Below are 18,172 nucleotides of genomic sequence, written 5' to 3'. Positions count from 1 at the left end.
CGTCGCGACAAGCCCGGGGCTGTTCGGGCACGGAGGCCGCCGACCGGATGACACGGCAGGGCGCGGAGCCGCGCTCGTCGGAGGGCCGGCCCAGCAGCTCGGGCGCGGCCATGCGCGGTCGTGGCCGCGCCGGACCTTCCGGAACGGTCAGCGCCCGCCGGGCTCGTGCGCCGTGCCCGTGGACGGAGTGCGCAGGCTCCGGTCGGCGACGGTGACGAGCAGGTACAGGACTCCGGCCCCGAGCATGATCCAGGCGAGGTGGTGCATGCCGTCCGTGCCGGCGTGCTGTCCGAAGGACGCGGCCGTGGCCGAGGAGGCGACCATCGAGCCGAGGTAGGCGAACGTCCGCAGCAGTCCGGCGGACGACCCGGTGCGCTGCGGATCGGCCTGGAAGTACACGGAGTTCTGGAGGGCCAGGCTGTTGGCGCCCTGTGGCACGCCGAAGACCACGGCGACGCACACGAGCATCCAGAGGGGGCTGGCCGCGCTCAGCGTCAGCATCAGCGCGCAGGCGGCGAGCTGGCCCACGCCGCCGAGCAGGAGCTTGCCCCGGACGCCCCTGTGCCGCCCCACGGTGACGGAGACGGCGATCCCCACCAGGAACATCGGGATCTGCACCAGTCCGGCGTGGAAGGGGGAGAGTCCGTACCCCTCCTCCGTCCACTGCGTGAAGCCGTAGAGGAACGCGTAGGAGACGACGTAGGCCACCAGCGCACGCCCATAGGTGGCCAGCAGCGGTGCGTTGCCCCCGAGCACCCGCAGGTCGATGAAGGGCGTCGTAGCGCGCAGTTCCCGCAGCGTGAACGCGGTGCCGGCGGCGATGGTGACCACCGGCAGGTACCAGGTCCGTGCGTGGAGGTTCATCAGGAACAGCAGCAGGGAGAACAGCGTCGCGGCGAACAGGGCCATGCCCGGCAGGTCGAGCAGCGTGGTCGGGCGGCCGCTCGGTGCGGCGCGCTTGTGCGGCTGTCCGGGCAGGCGCAGGGCACCCAGGGTGACCGCGACCGCGGCCAGGGGAATGTTGAGCGCGAAGGTGGAGCGCCATCCTCCCAGCCCGATCAGCAGGCCACCGAGCAGCGGGCCGATCACCGCGATGGTCTGGTTGGCCACGGCCAGGACGGTGAGGATGCGCGCGGGACTGTCCTTGCCGGTGCGCTCGGACTCGCTGCGTATCAGGGCCATGGCGGCGGGGTAGCCGGCGCAGGTGCCGAAACCGAGCAGGACGCGCGCCGCGACGAGAAGTCCGAGGCCGTGGGCCAGGGTGCCGACGAGCCCCGCGGCGCCGACGAGGCCGGTGCTGAGCAGGAACAGGCGCCGGGGCCCGAAGAGATCGATGAGACGGCCGACGATCGGCTGCCCCAGAGCGGTGGCCAGGTAGAGGGCCGACACCAACCAGGCCGTCTGCGACGGCGGCGCTCCGAACGCCTTGCCGATGGGGATCAGGGCGACCGCGATGATGGTGGAGTTGACCGGGTTGAGGATCGAGCCGAGCACCATCGGGGGCACCAGCCGGCGATCGAACTCGCTCGTTCTGGTGTCCTCTTGTGCGGCGGTGGTCCGGTCGGTCATGGAGTCCACCGTAGAATCATCAGTCTAGGCTGTCCAGTTTTACCTGCTCAGTTCATCCGCGTTCCTGGCGACGTCCTCGGCCGGTCGCAGGCCCTTGCGGAAGACCGTGGAGCTGTACCGCACCGTCATGCCCACCCGCAGGTACAGGGCGAGTGCCCCGGTGTCGGAGTGCGTAGCGAGGGTGCAGGTCCGCCGGCCCTGCCGGTGGAAGGCGCGGAAGACGTGGCGCAGCAGCAGGCGGGCGATGCCCTGATCGCGGTGGTCACGGTGTACGGCGACCTCCTCGACGTAGCCCTCGCCCGTCTCCGGTAGGTCCAGTGAGACGGCGGCGCCGACCAGTCGGTCGCCGTTGAACGCGAGTGCCGACATCGCGGGGGCGAAAGTCGGTCGTTCGACGGTGTGTCGGGCCCACTCGGGGTAGGACTTGCGCCGTTGCTGCCATTCGTCGAAGGCGTCCTCGACGAGTTGGTACGCGGCATGCTCATCGCCGGTGTGAAACGGCCTCACCGTGATGCCCGCGGGCGGCTCGGGTACCGTCGGCTCGTCGGGCATGGCGAACTGAAGCAGCCATTCGGTCACCATCGGCTCGTAGCCGCGCGAGCGCAGGAGCGTGACGGCGTCCCTGTGGTCGTCCGGGACGGTCTGGACGATCTGTTCGCTCCCCGCCCGACGGGCCCTCGCCTCGGCCCAGTCGAGGAGCGCGGCGCCGAGACCGCGGCCGCGGTGCTGCGGGTGCACGTCCACCTCGGAGCGCCGGTCCACCCAGGCTCGAGCGGCCAGCCGGCCCGCCTGGTCGTGGATCAACAGGGTGTCCAGCTCCAAGATCAGTCCCGGCCGGGCGAATACGGCGGCGACGCCCCCGGGGTCGGTGCGCGCCTGGCCGTGCATCTCGCACTCGCAGGCCGAGACCAGACGATGGATGCTGCCGATGTCCTGGATCGTCGCCGGGGCTGCCCGGTACCCGGGAGGAAGGGCAGGCGTGGGGTCTGGCATCGGTCGACCCTCCCGGGACGTCGGATCAGGCATCGCCCGGCTGCGCAGCGCCGAGGGTGTAGGTGGTTCCGACGCTGGTCTGCACCCATGCGTCGGGAAGGGCCGCGGCGAGGGCGTGCTGGGCGCGCCAGCCGGTGCAGTGGCCGGGGACGATCAGCTCGGGGGCGAGGGCGGTGAGGGCTGCCACCGTCGGGCCGATGACCGGCTCGAAGGCAGGGCCGCTCAGGTGGAAGCCGCCGATGAGGCCCAGCAGTCCGCTGACGCCGGTGAGCCTCATGGCGTGCCGGATGATGTTGACGACTCCGGCGTGCCCGCACCCGGTGACGACGACCAGTCCCCGGCCGCGCACGTTGACGACGAGTGCCTGGTCGTCGATGACGGTGGGGTCGTGCCGCCAGCCGCTGCCGTCCCAGGCCTGGTGCGCCGACGGCATGCCGTGTTCGAACTCGGTGACGCGGTCCACCTCGCCGGTGATCAGGATGCCGCCGGCCAGCAGCGACGGCTGCCGCCGCTCGATCACCTCGAACCCTTCGCGTTCCAGGGCACCTCGCGACAGCGTGGGCATCTTCAGCTCCTGGCCGGCCGGCAGCTCGAGGCGCCGGCGGGTCCAGACCGCGGGGTGGACGGTGAGCGGCAGGCCGGAGCGACCGCGCAGCCGGGCCAGGCCGTCGAAGCCGCCCGCGTGGTCGAAGTGCCCGTGGCTGAGCACCACGCCCTGCAGGCCGCCGACATCGACGCCCAGACGCTCGGCGTTCACCGACAGCCCGTCCGGCGACGCTCCGGTGTCGAACAGCAGCGTCGTGCTGGCGCCGCCGCTTCGGACGGTGACCAGGGCGGAGAACCCGTGCTCGGCACGGAGCCCGGCGGGGGTCTCACCGCCGGCGAACTGCCGAGCGGCGGTCCACCCGGCGCCCGCCGACGCCCGGGTGACGCCTTCGGCGGAGGCCAGCAGGGCGTCGTAGGTGTTGTCGACCATCGTCGTGACCCTGACCTCGTCGACCTCCGGCAGCGTCACCGGGTCGACGGCCGGCCCCTGCGCGGCACGAGGCGCCGACCAGGCCGCCTCGGCCCCCGCATACCCGTGATCGTCACACATGCCGGAAACCGCCTCCCCACCGAACCGGCCCACCGGGGAAGCGGATCCCTGGTGCGAGCCGCAGGCCCCGGCGGTCGCGCCGACCGGACCGGCCGCGAGCGCCGCACGCCGTCATGCTTCCACCCGCGCGGGCGGGACGCCAATGTCACACAGCGGTCGCCGTCACGCAGTGGTCGCCGCCCGGGCCGGCGCGGAGGTATCCCGGGTCCGGGGATTCAGAGGGCCAGGCGGCGGATCGCGACGGCGGCCGCGTCGTCGTTCAGGTGGCCGCGGACGTGGGCCAGCAGGTCGTCGTGGAGAACGCGCAGGAGTTCGTCGGGGTCGTCCTTGGTCCACGCGGCCGCTCGTTCGGTGAGCGGGTAGAAGAGGTGGTCGGTGTCACGTGCTTCGATGACGCCGTCCGTGTACAGGAGGAGCAGGTCGCCGACCTCGAACGGGAATGTCTGCACCTCGTAGGCGGTGATGCCGAAGGCGCCGCCGAGTCCGATCGGAAGGTGGCTAGCCTCCGGCGTGAGGGGGGTGAGGTGAGTGCCGCGCAGGAGCAGCGGCGGTGGGTGGCCGCAGTTGATGAGGTGGACGACCGGTTCGTGGTCGGGGATGTCGAGCAGGATCGCGGTGGCGAAGTCCTCGCCGGTGTCCTGCTCCGTCTGCGAGCACCACTGGCTGCTGTCCCAGCGGAAGGCGGCGTCCAGGTGGATGGCGAGGCGGGGCAGGGTGGCCTGCCGGTGGGCGGCCGCGCGGAAGGCGCCGAGGAGCAGGGCGGTGTTGTTGATCGAGGCCAGGCCGTTGCCGCGGACGTCGCCGATGAGCAGCCGGGTGCTGTGGTGGTCGGTCCGCGCGGCCGCGTACAGGTCCCCGCCCAGATCGGCTTCCTCCTCGGCGGGGATGTACAGGCCGGCGATCCGCAGCGGGCCCGCGCGGCCGGGCAGGGGCTGCAGCAGCACGCTCTGCGCCGCTTCGGCGACGGACCGCACCCGGTGCAGCTGGCGCTCACGCCGGTCCCGTAGGACGCAGATGCCGACGCAGACGGCCGAGACGACGACCAGAGCGCTGACCTGGGCCTGGATGTTGGCGGTGAACAGGCCCTCTCGCAGCACACCGATCAGCATCTGCGCCGCCACGGCGAGCGCTCCCATCAGCGCCGTCACGCGGGCGCCGGCGAACGCCACCGTGATCGCCGGTGCCGCCACCAGCAGGGGCCCGAGGTGAACGTGCGGCGGAGCCAGCACGTCCACCACGCAGACCACAACGATCAGCCCCAACGGGATCACCATCAGCGCGGGTGCGTGACCCGGCCGCCAGGACCACCGGAACTCCCGCCACGGTCGCAACGCCATGCCCCAAGCTTTCCACCCACCTTGTGTGCGGGCACGCCCCGCTCCGGGGGCTGGGGCCGCGCACCGTGCTGCCTTCCGGGTCCGGAGAAGCCGGAGCGGGGAGCACTCTTCCCCGGCTACGGCCCACCGGCCTGCATGGCCAAGACCCAGCCGCCCCGCGGGACGTCACCCAGCGGTCCCCGGAAAACCTCCGCGCGAGACGGACCTCCCCTCGCGTACCGTCCCGGGCCATGACTGTGTTGCACGGTGCTCTCGTCGTACTCCGCCCCACCGTCACCGAGGACGTCGCCGCCCTCGCGGCCATCCGGGCCACTCCTGAGGTACGTGCCCGGTGGAGGGGTGGAGACGACCTCGAAGCCGACGTCGCGGCCGATGTCGAAGACCCCGGGTCCCACTGCCTGACCGTCGAGCACCAGGGGCGGATCGTCGGCATGATCCAGTGGTACTCCGAGGAGGAGCCGGACTACCGGCACGCCGGAATCGATCTCTTCCTCGCGCCCACCGTGCACGGCAGCGGACTGGGCACCGACGCGGTACGCACGCTGGCCCGCCACCTCGTCGACGCGTGCGGCTACCACCGGCTGGTCATCGACCCGGCGGCCGACAACACCGCGGCGATCCGCTGCTACGAGAAGGTCGGGTTCCGGCCGGTGGGCATCATGCGGCAGTACGAGCGCGGTCCGGACGGCACCTGGCACGACGGCCTCCTGATGGACCTCCTGGCCGCCGAACTGACGCCTTGAGCTCCCGCTCACGGACCGGACGGCGAGGCGAGGCAAGGCGAGGCGAGGCGAGGGGCTGGGGCGTACCCGGAGGGTACGCACCCCGTGCTCCGGGTCAGCGGTGTTCGGGATTCTCGTAGTCGTGGCGGCAGCCTGCGTCCCAGGCGGTGCGCTGGTTGCCGAAGGCGGGGATGCCACCCGCGTCCTTGAGGAGGCGCGCGAGGTGGAGCAGGTTCCAGGTCATGAAGGTGGTGTTGCGGTTCGTGAAGTCGTTCTCCGGTCCGCCGGAACCGGCGTCGAGGTAGGAGGGACCGGGACCGGCCTCGCCGATCCAGCCGGCGTCGGCTTGGGGAGGGATGGAGTAGCCCAGGTGCTGCAGGCTGTAGAGGACGTTCATCGCGCAGTGCTTGACGCCGTCCTCGTTCCCGGTGATCAGACAGCCGCCGACGCGGCCGTAGTAGGCGTACTGCCCGGCATCGTTGAGCAGGCTGGAGCACGCGTACAAGCGCTCGATCACCCGCTTCATGACCGAGCTGTTGTCGCCGAGCCAGATCGGGCCGGCCAGGACGAGGATGTCCGCGGCCATGACCCTTTCGTAGAGCGCCGGCCAGGCGTCCGTCCGCCAGCCGTGCTCGGTCATGTCCGGCCAGACTCCGGTCGCGATGTCGTGATCGACCGCGCGCACGACGTCGGCCTGGACGCCCTGAGTCCGCATGATGCGCACGCTGCGGTCGATCAGCCCCTGGGTGTTGCTGCGCTCCGGTGACCGCTTCAGCGTGCAGTTGAAGACCACGGCGCGCAGGTCGTCGTAGGCGGCAGGTGGTGCGTCGATCGCCCCTGGATCACTGGTCACGAGTTCGGTGCCTCCGGGTGCCGTGCCGCCGTGCCCGTCACGGCGGTACCGGCTCCCCATCGTGCGGGCGCGGCGCACTCGACGGCGGTCACGGCACAACGGCGGGCCGGCAACCACCCTGACAGTCGAATCACGTCGCCGGCCGGCGGCCGTTCGGGGCGTCTGTGGTGGCTGCCGGAGCAGGGCAGCGGCCCTGAGCCGTCCGGGAGCACCACGGCGCAGGATGGTGTTCGGGCAGGGCCGCTTCCCGGAGGTGACCGGGTCGCGGGCCACCGTGTGTGCTCACGCCCAGGTCGGGGAACTTGGGTCGTCCGGGTGCGGCCCGGGTGAGAGGAGCCCAGGTGACGAAGTCGTCGGCGGCGGGGGACGGCCGTGAGCCGGACGTCCAGGAGACGGGGTACGAGCCGGATCCGCGCCGGTGGCGAGCCCTGTGGGTCACTTTGGTGGCCGGCTTCATGAGCCTGCTCGACGTGACGATCGTGGCGGTGGCACTGCCCACCATCCAGCGTGACCTGCACGCTTCTCCCGCGCAGGTGCAGTGGGTGGTGTCCGGGTACGCCCTCACGTTCGCCCTGGCCCTCGTCACCGCCGGCCGGCTCGGCGACGCCCTTGACCGGCGGCGCATCTTCCTGCTCGCCCTGAGCGGCTTCGTGATCTGCAGCGCGGCCTGCGGAGCGGCCCCCGACATCACGCTGCTGGTGGTGGCCCGCCTCGCCCAGGGCCTGGCGGCCGGCTTCATGGCGCCACAGAACTCCGCGCTCATCCAGCAGATGTTCCGGGGTGCCGAGCGCGGCCGGGCCTTCGGGTTCTTCGGCGGCACGGTGGGCATCTCCGCCGCCGCCGGCCCGATCACCGGCGGCGCCATCCTCGCCCTGGCCTCCGGCGGGCAGGGCTGGCGGTGGATCTTCTACGTCAACCTGCCCATCGGCATCCTCGCCGTCCTCCTGGGGCGACGTCTGCTGCCCCACACGCAGCGCTCCGGCCGGGGACACGTGGACGTGCCCGGGGTGCTGCTCCTCGGCGCCGGGGTCCTCGCGTTGATGTACCCGCTGGTCCAGGCGGACTCCGGCGGCCTCGGCCGCCTGTGGTGGCTCTTCCCGGTCGCCGCGGCGGTGCTCGCCGCCTTCGTGCAGTGGCAGCGCCGGCTCGTCGCCCGGGGCACCCAGCCGTTGCTGGACCCTCGGCTGTTCAGCACCGTGCGCGGGTACGCCGTCGGCGCGGGCGTCGGCACGCTGTACTTCATCGGTTTCAGCGGCGTGTGGCTCGTCTTCGCCCTCTTCTACCAGCACGGCCTCGGCTTCTCGCCGCTGAGGTCCGGCCTGGCGGTGACCCCGTTCGCCGTCGGCTCGGCCGGCGCGGCCGTCGTCGCGGGGCGGCTGGTCGAGCGGTTCGGCCGTCTGCTCACCGTGTGCGGCCTCACAGGCGTGATCCTCGGCCTGGGCGGCACCGCGCTGCTGCTCCGCTACGGCCCCATCGGCACCGCTCCCTGGCTGGCCGCCCCCGTCCTGCTGCTCGGAGGCATCGGCAGCGGGTTCGTCGTCTCCCCCAACATCACCATGACCCTGCGCGACGTTCCCGTGCACATGGCGGGCTCGGCGGGAGGCGCTCTGCAGACCGGCCAGCGACTCGGGGCCGCGGTCGGCACCGCCGCCCTGCCCGGCCTCTACTACCTGATGCTCGGCAGGAACGGCGACCATCGCGGCGCCCTCGCCGTCGCCCTGGCCGCCGCACTCGTCGGCATGGCGGCGGCCCTGGCCCTCGCCCTGTCCGACTGGAGCCGCGACCGGCGCGAACACGGGCCACGCCGCACATGTCCGGACGAAGTCGCCAACAATCCGATGCACACGCGCCAGACCTGACCGAAGAATCTCCTGACCGAATACGTCCGGCCGCATTCGGCCTCAGCGCTTTCCGGCCATGCCCTGGAATGCCATGATCGGACCTCGTTCCATAAGGAACGCTTGAGCCTTCCGCAACAGGCTTTTATATCAATGCCCTTGATGTGATCACCGTCTCCGGTTCCGGTGGAACCGATGGTCCGCCGAACGCATCCGCGGGCATTCAAGCCCCTTCCATGGATGGGCAGTTGGCGCAAGAGGCGTCCCGAATGGTGAGATACGCTGGTCCTGCGGACGCCCGCTCACCAGCGGTGCTCTGCTTCTTCACATCCCTCGCGACCCGGTCCCTGTCAGTGGACTCGATCCGTCGCGCCCGCCGGCCTTTTCCTGTCGGCGGACCACGCCTTCGAGCAGGAATCGATGCCCGTTCAACCACTCGCGGAGCTCGTACGTTTCGCCCGCCGAAACTCCCCCTTCTACCGTGAGCTCTACTCCCGGCTCCCCGACGAAGTGGCTCATGTCACGGACCTTCCGGTGGTGCCGCAGGCCGAATTCTGGCGGGCCAATTCCCCCCGGGACAACCGGCTGCTGACCGCTCCGCTGGCCGAAGCCGTCGTGTTCCGCAGCGGCGGAACCACGGGGTCGCCGAAGTTCTCCTACTACACCCGCACGGAGTGGCGGGAGTTCACCGCCACGTTCGGCCGCGGTCTGGCCGGTGCCGGTCTGCGCCCGGGTCACCGCGTGGCGGACCTCTTCTACGCGGGCGACCTGTACGCCAGCTTCAGCTTCGTCCTCGACTCACTGCACCGCTCCCCCGTGGCCAACGTCCGCCTGCCCATCGGTGGCGCGTCGCCCTGGGAGTCCACCGCGGCCACCCTGGAGGAGTTCCGGGCCCAGGTCGTCGCCGGCACACCGACCACCCTGTGCGCGCTCGCCGAGCGCCTCGCCCACGCCGGGCGGACACTGCCGGACGTGGAACTGCTGTTCTTCGGCGGCGAATGCCTCTTCAGCGACCAGCTTCCGCTGCTCAAGGCCGCGTTCCCGAACGCCGAGCCGCGCTCCCTCGGCTATGCGAGTGTCGACGCGGGACTCCTGGGAGCGGCCGTGCCCGGCGACGACCCGCGTGTGCACCGGGCGTTCGTCCCCGACACACTCGTCGAGATCCTCCACGACGAGACCGACCTGCCCGTCGACGCCGACGGTGTGCCCGGGCGGCTGGTCGTCACCAGTCTGTGCCGTCGGCTCATGCCGGTCCTGCGCTACCCGGCGGGCGACCGGGCCGAGTGGGTGGACCGGGCAGCCGGTGTCTTCCGTATCCTCGGGCGCGCCGAGGAGGGGGTGCGGGTCGGTCCCGTCTCCCTGTACACCGAGGACGTCCACGACGTCGTCGCGGCCGCCGACACCTCGGGTGAGGTGACCGGTGTCCAGCTCGTCGTGCGGCGCCGGGACGGCCGGGACGGTCTCGTGCTGCGGCTCGCGGTCGCCGAACCGGGCGCCGTACGCGCCGAGTTGGGCACCGCCGTCGTCGCGGCGGTCCTCGCCCAGCGTCCGTTCTACGCCGACGCCACCGCCGCCGGGCACGTCGACCCGCTGGCCGTCGAATGGGTGCGGCACCGCGACCTGGCGGTCAACTCCCGCTCCGGCAAGCTCGTCCGGGTGCTCGACGAACGGCCGCACTCGTGAGCGCGGCACCCGCGCCCGCGCGGCGCCTGCCGCTCGTCCTTCGCAACCCCTCCTTCGGCCGGGTCTGGGCCGGTCAGCTCCTCACCCAGGCCGCCGGGCGGATGTTCCAGGTCGGGGCGGTGTGGTGGCTCGTGGGATACGCGGGCGGCCGGCACCGCGGTCTCGACTCGGGCCTCTTCCTCATGGTGAGCACCCTGCCCGCGGTGCTGCTCGCCCCCGTCGTCGCGCGCGTCGTCGAGCGGCACGCGCACCGCACGGTGCTGGCCGCGGCGGCGGCCGTCGCCGGCGTGGTGGCCGCCGCTGCCGCCGTCGTGGCCCACACCGGCACGCTGCCCGTGGCCGCCGCCTACGCGGTCGGGCTGGCGCTGGCCGGCTGCCAGGCGGTGTTCGACCCGTGCCTGACCACGTCGGTGCCGGAACTCGTCGAGGACGCCGACATCGAGGCGGCCACCGGATTCGAGCTGTCCACGCAGTCCGTCGCCGGCCTGTGCGGAGGGCTGCTCGGCCCGCTCGTGGTGGACGCGGGCTCGCTGGACGCGGTCGTCGCCGCCTGCGCCGCCGCGTACCTGCTCGCCGCCCTGCTGGTCGTCTCCGCGCGCTTCCCGCGCCCCGCGTCCACGGCCACGCCCTCGGACGGCCCGGTATCCGAGCGGCGCACGCTGCGCCGGATACTGGCCGAGCTGCCGTTCATCCGCCGCGTACTGGTCTGCTTCGCCGCCGCCAACATCTTCACCACGGCCGTCTACGTCGTGATGCCGCTCTACACCCGGCAGGTGCTGCACGCGAGCGGCTCGACCGTCGCCTCCCTGGAGGCGGCCCTCGGTGCGGGCACCCTGGTCGGGTCGTTCACCGGCGGACGTCTGCCGGGCCGCCCGGTCGCCGTCGGCAGCGCGTGCCTGACGGTGATGGCGGCGGCCCTCGCGCTGCCGGGGCTGTTCGCCCAGCATGCGGCGGCTCTCGGCTCGATGGCCGTCGCCGGCTGGTGCGTCGGAGTGATCGGCGTGCGGTTCGTGGCGCTGTTCCAGCGGCTGGTCCCCGCCGACGACAAGCCGGGCTTCTTCGCCGTGATGCAGGCGCTCCTGGGAGCGACGTTCCCGGTGTCGTCGCTCGTGTTCGGCGCGCTGGGCGACCAGTTGACCGCCCGGACCCTGTGTCTGGCGCAGGGCGCCGGGCTCGTACCCGTGGCGCTGACGCTGTGGTGGCTCGGTGACCGTGATGACCGTGATGACGCCGCCGCACGGCGGACATCGACCTCACCGGCGGCGGCTCCGGCGGGAGACCGGTCATGACCGTCGTCCTCTCCCCCGCCCACGTGCAGGACATCGCGGAGCTGCGGCAGTTGTACTTCGAGGTGTACGGCCACGGCTACCCGGTGCCGCTCGGCAGCGACCCGGTCGTCATGCGCCGACTGCTCACGGACGGCACCGCGCACTGGCTCACCGCCCGTGCGTCCGGCGGCGCCCTCGTCGGCTCCGCAGTCGTCGTCACCGAGCCCGGCAGCCGCATCGGCAAGCTGGTCGGCCTCGCGGTCCACCCGGGCCACCGCGGCGGCGGACTCGCCTCCCGGCTGACCGGCGCGGTGTGCGGGGAGGCGTTCGGCACCGGCCGCCTGGACTCGGTGTACGCCACCGTCCGCGTGGTCACCGCGGGCCCTCAAGCCGTCGTCGTGCGCAACGGTTTCCGGCCGCTCGGCCTGCTGCCGAACGCCGTCGAGGTCGACGGGTGCGAGACGCTGGCGCTGTTCGCCCGCTATGCCGACGGCGTGCTGGACCGGCGCGCACCCGTGGCGGCCGTACCGGAAGGGCTGTCGGCGCTCCTGTCCGCCGCGTCGGCCGGCGTGGGCATCGACTACGCCGACACCCGGAGCGGCTCCAGCCGGGACGCGGCGGGCACGGCGGGCACGGCGGCCAGGGTGCGCGAGGCCACCAAGGCCACCAAGGCCATTAGAACTACGGGAACCACCGGAGCCGAGCCGATCGAGCTGATCGCGGCTCCCGGCTTCGTGCGGCGGCGCTTCCTGGAACTCTTCCCCCAGGCCGGCGACCGGTTCTTCCCGCTGCACACGCCCAACGCGGTGCTGGCCGCGGCCGACGGCAGCTTCGAGGCGTACGCCGATCTCGACCCGGTCGCGGGCAGCTGCGCCCTGGTCGCCGTCCACCCCCGCCCCGCCGCGGTGGCCGGGGCCCTCGAGGGGCTGATGACCACGGTCACCCGAGCGGGCGCGGACTACGCCGAGGCGCTGCTGCCACTGGCCGACACCGAGGCCCTGGAGGTCTTCCTCGCCTCGGGGTTCGTGCCCAGCGCGCTCTACCCGGCGATGCGGCGCATCCACGACCGCCTGCACGACTACGTGGTGCTGTCGCGCACCAGCCGTCAGATCGACTTCCGCACCACCGCCGTCAGCCCACTGCTGCGGCCGTACCTCGGCGCCTACCTGAGTGCCTGGACCTCCACCTACCTGCCCCTTCACGAGGTGTCCCGATGAAACCCCATCTCGCTCCCGTCGAGGTTCCCGACCTCGCGGCACTCGGCCATGTGCAGCAGTTGTGCGACCTGGCGGAGCCGTACGCGCATGGCAGGGCCGCCGACGAGCTGTTCGCCGCGGCGATGGCCGAGACCAACGCCTGGCACGCCGGCCGCTCGTCCTTCTTCGCCGCCCTGCTCGACGACCCGGCCGAGACCGCGGCACCCACCGTCGGCGACGAGGTGCGCACCCCGCTCGTGCCCGCCGCGTTCTTCAAACGCCATGAGGTGCTGTCGGTCCCCCGCGAGGACGTGTTCCTGCACCTGACCTCCTCGGGCACCACGGGCCAGAAGTCGCAGATGTTCTTCGACGAGTGGACCATCCGCTCCGCGCAGCGCATGGTGGCCCGGATCTTCGACCACTACGGCTGGATCACCCCCGACCAGCCGGTCAACTACCTGCTCTACAGCTACGAGCCGGCACCGGCGCTCAAGCTGGGCACCTCGTTCACCGACAACTACCTGTGCGACTTCGCCCCGGCCCGGCACACCACGCATGCCCTGCGGCACACCGGCACCGGCCACGAGTTCGACGTGAACGGCTGCATCGCGGCGCTCCACCGCTACGCCGAGGACGACGTACCGGTGCGCATCCTGGGCTTCCCCGCGTTCCTGTACTTCACCCTGGAGCGGATGCGGGCGATGGGCCTGCCGCCGCTGCGGCTGCCCGAGGGCTCCCTGGTGGTGCTCGGCGGCGGCTGGAAGGGCCACGCCGACCGGCAGATCGCCAAGGACGCGTTCTACGCCGAGGTGAGCGAACGGCTCGGCGTCCCGGGCGACCGGATCCGCGACACCTTCGGCTCGGTCGAGCACTGCGTGCCCTACGTCGAGTGCGCCGAGCACCGGCTGCACGTGCCCGTGTGGTCACGCGCGGCGGTGCGGGACACCGGGACGCTGCGCCCGCTGCCGTACGGCGAACGCGGGTTCCTGCACCTGGTCAGCCCGTACATCACCTCGGTGCCCGCGCACAGCGTGGTGATGGGCGACCTCGCGTCGCTGCATCCGGGCGAGGAGTGCCCGTGCCCGTCGTCCACCGACTGGTTCACCGTGCACGGCCGTGCCGGGGTGAGCCGCAACCGCAGCTGCGCCGTCGCCGCCGCCGAACTGATGAAGGGAATGGCGTGACCACCTCCGTACTCCACCTCTGGCAGGGCGAGTTCGTCGACGAGGCAGAGGCCGGCCGACGGCTCGACGCGCTGCCGGAGCTCGCCGGACGGGTCCTGAGCCGTCCCCTGCCCACCGACGTGGTGCTCGGCGCCTGCGCCGCGGTCGCCCGCGACCTGACCGACCCCGCCTCCGCGCTGTACGGGCGGCTGGCCGCCCACCTGCCCGCCGGGGAGGCCCCTGCCGTCCTGGGCGAGCTGGCGGCCGCCCTGACCCGGGAGGCGCTCGAGCGCAAGCTGAGGCGAGAGCTGGGGGGCCTGCGCCCGGAACGGCTCACCCGGCCGGACGCCCGGGAGACGGTGTACGAGGCATGGGCACCGGTCGGCCTGCTGGTGCACATCGCACCGGGCAACGCAGCGGCCGTGGCGCCGCTGAGCGTCGTCGAGGGACTGCTGGCGGGCAACCTCAACGTGCTCAAGACCAGCAGCTCCGACCCGGGTCTCGCCCTCGACCTGCTCGCCGCCCTCGGTGCCGCCGACCCGTCCGGGCTGATCGCCGAACGCGTCGTCGCCCTGCGCTTCCCGTCCTCGCGCCGCGCGTGGCTCGAGGCGCTGTGCGGGCACGCCGACACGATCGCGGTGTGGGGTGGCGAGGACGCGGTACGGGCGGCGGGCGAACTGGCCCCGTCCGGCTGCCAGGTGGTCGCGTGGGGCCATCGGATCTCCTTCGCCTACCTCACCGGACGGGCCGCGTCCGAGGTGGACGTGCTCGACGTACTCGCCGAGGATGTCTGCCGACTGGAACAACAGGCCTGCTCCAGCCCGCAGGTGATCTACCTCGACACCGAGGACACCGGGGAACTGTTCGCGTTCGCGGGCCGGTTCGCCGAGCGGCTGGCGAAGGTCTCCGGCGCTCGGCCGGCGCCGCTGCCAGGCCCGGCCGAACGTGCCGAGATCACCACCGTGCAGCAGCTCGCCCTGCTCGAACAACACCTGGGTCTCACTCGTGTGTTCGCGGCCGAGGACGGTTCCTGGCGGGTGCTGGCCGACACCCGGCCCGCACTCGACGCCTCTCCGCTCCACCGCAGCGTCCGGGTCAAGCCGCTGCCCCGGCACGCGGTCACCGCGACGCTGCGGCCCATGCGCCGCTACCTGCAGACGGCGGCGGTCGCGGGCGACCGCGCCGACGTGGCCGCGCTCTCCCGGGCGATGTTCGCCGCGGGTGTCACCCGCGTCACCCCGGTCGGCTCCATGCTGGAGAGCTACGACGGCGAACCACACGACGGCGTCTACGCGTTGCAGCGCTACAGCCGCAGGGTGAGCCTGCGCACGGCGGACCCGGACTTCACGACCGTCGCCTGCCCCGACGACCTGACAGCGCCCCCCGTTCTGCCTCCCGCGCCGGACGCACCGCTGCTGGGCAAGGAGGGTGTGCAAAGTGCCCTCGCCACCCTGGACCCGCGCCACGCACACCTGTACTTCCGCAGCGGCGGCTCCACGGGCGCTCCCGCGCTGTCGGTGTTCACCTGCGCCGACTACGACAACCAGATGCGCGCCGCGGCGGACGGACTGCTCGCCGCCGGCTTCGACCCGGCCCGCGACCGAGCGGCCAACCTCTTCTACTGCGGCGGGATGTACGGCAGCTTCATCAGCTTCTTCTCCATCCTGGAGCGGCTGAACGCCACCCAGATCCCGATGGCCGCGGGCCCCGACCACGCCGTGGTCGCCGACGCACTGATCACCCACGACGTGGACACCCTCTTCGGCATGCCCTCCTACCTGTGGCAGCTGCTGCACGCCGAGGGCGACCGGTTGCGGGCCCACGGCCGGATCCGGAAGGTGTTCTACGGCGGCGAGCACTTCACGGCCGAGCAACGCCGCGTGCTCATTGATGACTTCGGAGTCCAGGTCATCCGCTCCGCGGCCTACGGCAGCACCGATCTCGGCCCCCTGGGCTACCAGTGCGCCTCCTCCGAGGGCTCCGTCCACCATGTGCTGACCGACCTGCACACCCTGGAGATCCTTGACCCCCACGAGGACCGGCCGGTCGCGCCGGGCGAGCCGGGACGGCTCGTGTTCACCTCCCGGGCGCGGGCGGGCCAGCGGCTGGAACGCTACGAGATCGGTGACCTGGGCCGTGCCGTCGCGGGCCCGTGCGCGTGCGGCAGCCACGTGCCCCGGCTGGAACTCCTCGGACGCTACGGCGACGTCGTGCGGGTGGGCACGTACTTCGTCAACTACCGGCGCGTCGCCCAAGCGGCGCAGGAGCGGCTCGCCTACCACGGCGAGGTGCAGATGGTCGTCGAGTCGGGCGCGGACCGGGAACGGCTGACCGTCCGCCTCGACGAGCAGTACGCCACCGACCCCGAGGCCGCCCGCACGGCACTCGCGCACGAGGTGACGGAACTGGCCTCGGCCGAGGAAGAAGGACTGCTGACACTCACCGTGCGGACCGTCCCCCGGGACGCGTTCGAACGCACCCCGACCAGCGGAAAACTGCGCACGGTCATCGACCTGCGCAGCTGACGCCAGTCGGGGCCGAGGGGGACGGGGCCCCGGAGGGGGGAAGAAGGCCGGGCTGCGACGCGAAGCAACGCGTCGCAGCCCGACCCAGGCCATCGCAGCCCGGCGCGAATTCGCCCGAACATTCTCAGCGCGCGAAGCATCACACCTTGAGAAGACCGAATCGCAGGCCGACGACCAAGGTTCGAAGGAGAAGGTTCGTCATGACGAAGCAGTACCGCGCCCACCCGCACCGCACCGCTGAGGACACCCGCCCCGCGCTGTACGGCCACTCGCGCATCGCGCGCGCGGCGCTGGCCGCGATGACCGCCGCCGGGCTGTGCGCGACCGGCACCGCGGTCGCGCAGGCCGCCTCGGCCACCACGCCGACCTGCTCCGTGTCGGCCCTGACCGCCTCCTTCGGCCGGGGCCTGGCCGGCGGCATGAACCACCAGGGTGTGGTCCTCAAGCTGAAGAACACCAGCGCCCGTACCTGCCTGCTGCGTGGCTACCCCGGCCTTGGCCTGGAGAACGCCGCTCACCGGACGCTGCACTCCACCACCCACTGGGGCGACACCTGGTACGCCAGGAGCCCGGCCAAGTCCACTCTCACCCTCCGGCAGGGCCAGAGTGCCGAGGCGGTCATATCGTGGACCCACGCCGACTCCGGCACCCCGGACGCCGTCCACGCCGCCTACCTCCAGGTCACTCCTCCCGCTGCCACCAGCCACAAGACGCTGGAGTTCCCCCAGTGGGTGGACCATGGAGACCTCCGGGTCACCGCCCTCGCCCGCCGGATCCCCGTCAACGACTGAGCTCGACGAGACCATGTCGTCGAAGCAGGGGTTCACGCCTCGTAGGACGTCTCCCATGGGCTGGGCCCCGTGCCCAGATGCCACGCCGTGAGGGCCTCGGCGTCCATGCACACGATCCCGCACTGCTCGGCGTACTCCAGGGCCGGTGCCGTGAAGTCGGCGGTGGTCACGAGGACGGCGATGTCGGCTTCGTGGACGGTGAAGCAGGTACCGCCGAAACGCTGGAGGTCCTGCGAGCCGACCCTGTTGCCCTCGCCGTACCGTTTGCACTGCACCACCAGGCGGTGTCCGCTCGGGGCCACCGCGAGGACGTCCGCTCCCAAGTCGCCCGCTCCGCCGACCACTTCGACGTCCGTGCATCCGTCGCGGACACACAGCTCGGCTATCGCCCGCTCGAACTCATCGGGGTCCAGGACCGCGTAGTCCATCACCTGCGGAACGACAGCGGCATCCAGCAGCAGGGTCTCCTCCGCAGGCGCGACGCCCGCTGCCGGGGTCGTTGCCGCCGGCGTCGCCGGCTCCCACGCCGGTGCCGGCGCCGGCGCCACAGGCGGGGCGACCGCCTCAACGGGGGCAGCGGCCACGGCAGGCTCCTGCAGCGAGTGAGCCGCCGTTTCCGCCGCCGCCTCAAGAGCTTCGGTGGCACGGCGCAACGCTCTGCGGGCCGACCACCGGCGCCGGCCCCGGTGACCGGCGATCACAGCGGCCGAGGCCAGCAGCAGAAGAATCACCGCCCAGACGGGGCGGCGTTGTGCGGCCTGCGCGGCGGTGCGGGCGATCACCCCGCCAAGGCTCAGCAGCAGAGCGAGAAGAACGAAGAACCAGGCCGTCGTACGCAGATCGAAGCGCGGGCCACGACGCGCAGGACGCAACGGGCGAGTAGGCACAGTCACGATGGACGTTCCTCCCAAGCAGACTTCCGATGAAGATCACTTGGGCTAGTGCCCCAGGCGGAACGTTTCACCATGACGCCACCCCACGCGATCCGGAGGAATCCGACTCGGAACGCCCGGAGATGGGTCCGGGCGCGGATGGTCGCCGGACTCGAAGATGTGCGTCGGTAGCAGTGCCGGGGACGAGAAATGCTCGCGGCGGTGATCGCGGAGGCGGGCTCGGAACGCGACGCACGGAGCGTGGG

General features: G+C 72.2%; 14 protein-coding genes. 8 read left to right on the top strand and 6 right to left on the bottom strand.

From position 1 onward, the window contains the following. Window positions 1-147 precede the first annotated feature (147 nt). The 4 genes from B446_RS33205 to B446_RS33190 form a co-directional block, all read right to left on the bottom strand. Window positions 148-1,569 (bottom strand): MFS transporter, encoded by a 1,422-nt coding sequence (locus B446_RS33205; RefSeq protein ID WP_193384423.1) that lies wholly within the window; start codon window positions 1,567-1,569, stop codon window positions 148-150. 39 nt (window positions 1,570-1,608) lie between these two features. Then, window positions 1,609-2,562, bottom strand: coding sequence for a GNAT family N-acetyltransferase (locus B446_RS33200; protein WP_052352107.1), 954 nt, complete (start codon window positions 2,560-2,562; stop codon window positions 1,609-1,611). A 25-nt stretch (window positions 2,563-2,587) separates the two neighbouring features. Continuing rightward, on the bottom strand, window positions 2,588-3,658 hold the full coding sequence (locus tag B446_RS33195) for an MBL fold metallo-hydrolase (RefSeq protein WP_043474560.1): 1,071 nt from the start codon (window positions 3,656-3,658) through the stop codon (window positions 2,588-2,590). Between the two features lie 215 nt (window positions 3,659-3,873). Continuing rightward, window positions 3,874-4,995, bottom strand: coding sequence for a PP2C family protein-serine/threonine phosphatase (locus tag B446_RS33190; protein WP_020937760.1), 1,122 nt, complete (start codon window positions 4,993-4,995; stop codon window positions 3,874-3,876). Window positions 4,996-5,225: 230 nt separating this feature from the next. On the opposite strand from B446_RS33190, the gene B446_RS33185 reads away from it, so the two are divergent. Continuing rightward, on the top strand, window positions 5,226-5,738 hold the full coding sequence (locus B446_RS33185) for a GNAT family N-acetyltransferase (RefSeq protein ID WP_043474564.1): 513 nt from the start codon (window positions 5,226-5,228) through the stop codon (window positions 5,736-5,738). A gap of 94 nt (window positions 5,739-5,832) precedes the next feature. Here the strand turns inward: B446_RS33185 and B446_RS33180 are convergent, their stop codons facing one another. Then, the gene (locus B446_RS33180) at window positions 5,833-6,570 is read right to left on the bottom strand and encodes a flavodoxin family protein (RefSeq protein ID WP_043477320.1); all 738 of its coding nucleotides are present in this window, start codon (window positions 6,568-6,570) and stop codon (window positions 5,833-5,835) included. 341 nt (window positions 6,571-6,911) lie between these two features. Here B446_RS33180 and B446_RS33175 point away from each other — a divergent pair, with 341 nt between their 5' ends. The 7 genes from B446_RS33175 (at window position 6,912) to B446_RS33145 (ending at window position 17,034) form a co-directional block, all read left to right on the top strand. Then, on the top strand, window positions 6,912-8,429 hold the full coding sequence (locus tag B446_RS33175; protein WP_020937763.1) for an MFS transporter: 1,518 nt from the start codon (window positions 6,912-6,914) through the stop codon (window positions 8,427-8,429). Between the two features lie 399 nt (window positions 8,430-8,828). Then, window positions 8,829-10,091, top strand: coding sequence for a phenylacetate--CoA ligase family protein (locus B446_RS33170; RefSeq protein WP_020937764.1), 1,263 nt, complete (start codon window positions 8,829-8,831; stop codon window positions 10,089-10,091). Continuing rightward, window positions 10,088-11,380, top strand: coding sequence for an MFS transporter (locus B446_RS33165; protein WP_020937765.1), 1,293 nt, complete (start codon window positions 10,088-10,090; stop codon window positions 11,378-11,380). Before B446_RS33170 ends, B446_RS33165 begins: the two co-directional genes overlap by 4 nt. Continuing rightward, window positions 11,377-12,576, top strand: a complete 1,200-nt coding sequence (locus B446_RS33160; protein WP_020937766.1) for a GNAT family N-acetyltransferase — start codon at window positions 11,377-11,379, stop codon at window positions 12,574-12,576. Before B446_RS33165 ends, B446_RS33160 begins: the two co-directional genes overlap by 4 nt. After that, a complete protein-coding gene (locus tag B446_RS33155; protein WP_020937767.1) occupies window positions 12,573-13,739 on the top strand; it encodes an acyl-protein synthetase LuxE in 1,167 nt (388 codons plus the stop codon). The genes B446_RS33160 and B446_RS33155 overlap by 4 nt, the downstream gene beginning before the upstream one ends. Further along, complete coding sequence (locus B446_RS33150; protein ID WP_020937768.1) at window positions 13,736-16,243, top strand: acyl-CoA reductase; 2,508 nt, start codon at window positions 13,736-13,738, stop codon at window positions 16,241-16,243. The genes B446_RS33155 and B446_RS33150 overlap by 4 nt, the downstream gene beginning before the upstream one ends. A gap of 200 nt (window positions 16,244-16,443) precedes the next feature. Then, window positions 16,444-17,034, top strand: coding sequence for a DUF4232 domain-containing protein (locus B446_RS33145; RefSeq protein ID WP_020937769.1), 591 nt, complete (start codon window positions 16,444-16,446; stop codon window positions 17,032-17,034). Window positions 17,035-17,066: 32 nt separating this feature from the next. Here B446_RS33145 and B446_RS41005 read toward each other — a convergent pair whose 3' ends face one another. Then, window positions 17,067-17,462 carry a restriction endonuclease gene (locus B446_RS41005; RefSeq protein ID WP_420010336.1) on the bottom strand — a complete coding sequence of 132 codons (396 nt, stop codon included), beginning with the start codon at window positions 17,460-17,462 and terminating at the stop codon, window positions 17,067-17,069. Between the last annotated feature and the right edge of the window lie 710 nt (window positions 17,463-18,172).

The sequence above is a fragment of the Streptomyces collinus Tu 365 genome, from assembly GCF_000444875.1.
Taxonomy (GTDB): Bacteria; Actinomycetota; Actinomycetes; order Streptomycetales; family Streptomycetaceae; genus Streptomyces; species Streptomyces collinus_A.
This window is presented reverse-complemented; position numbering and strand designations above follow the sequence as displayed.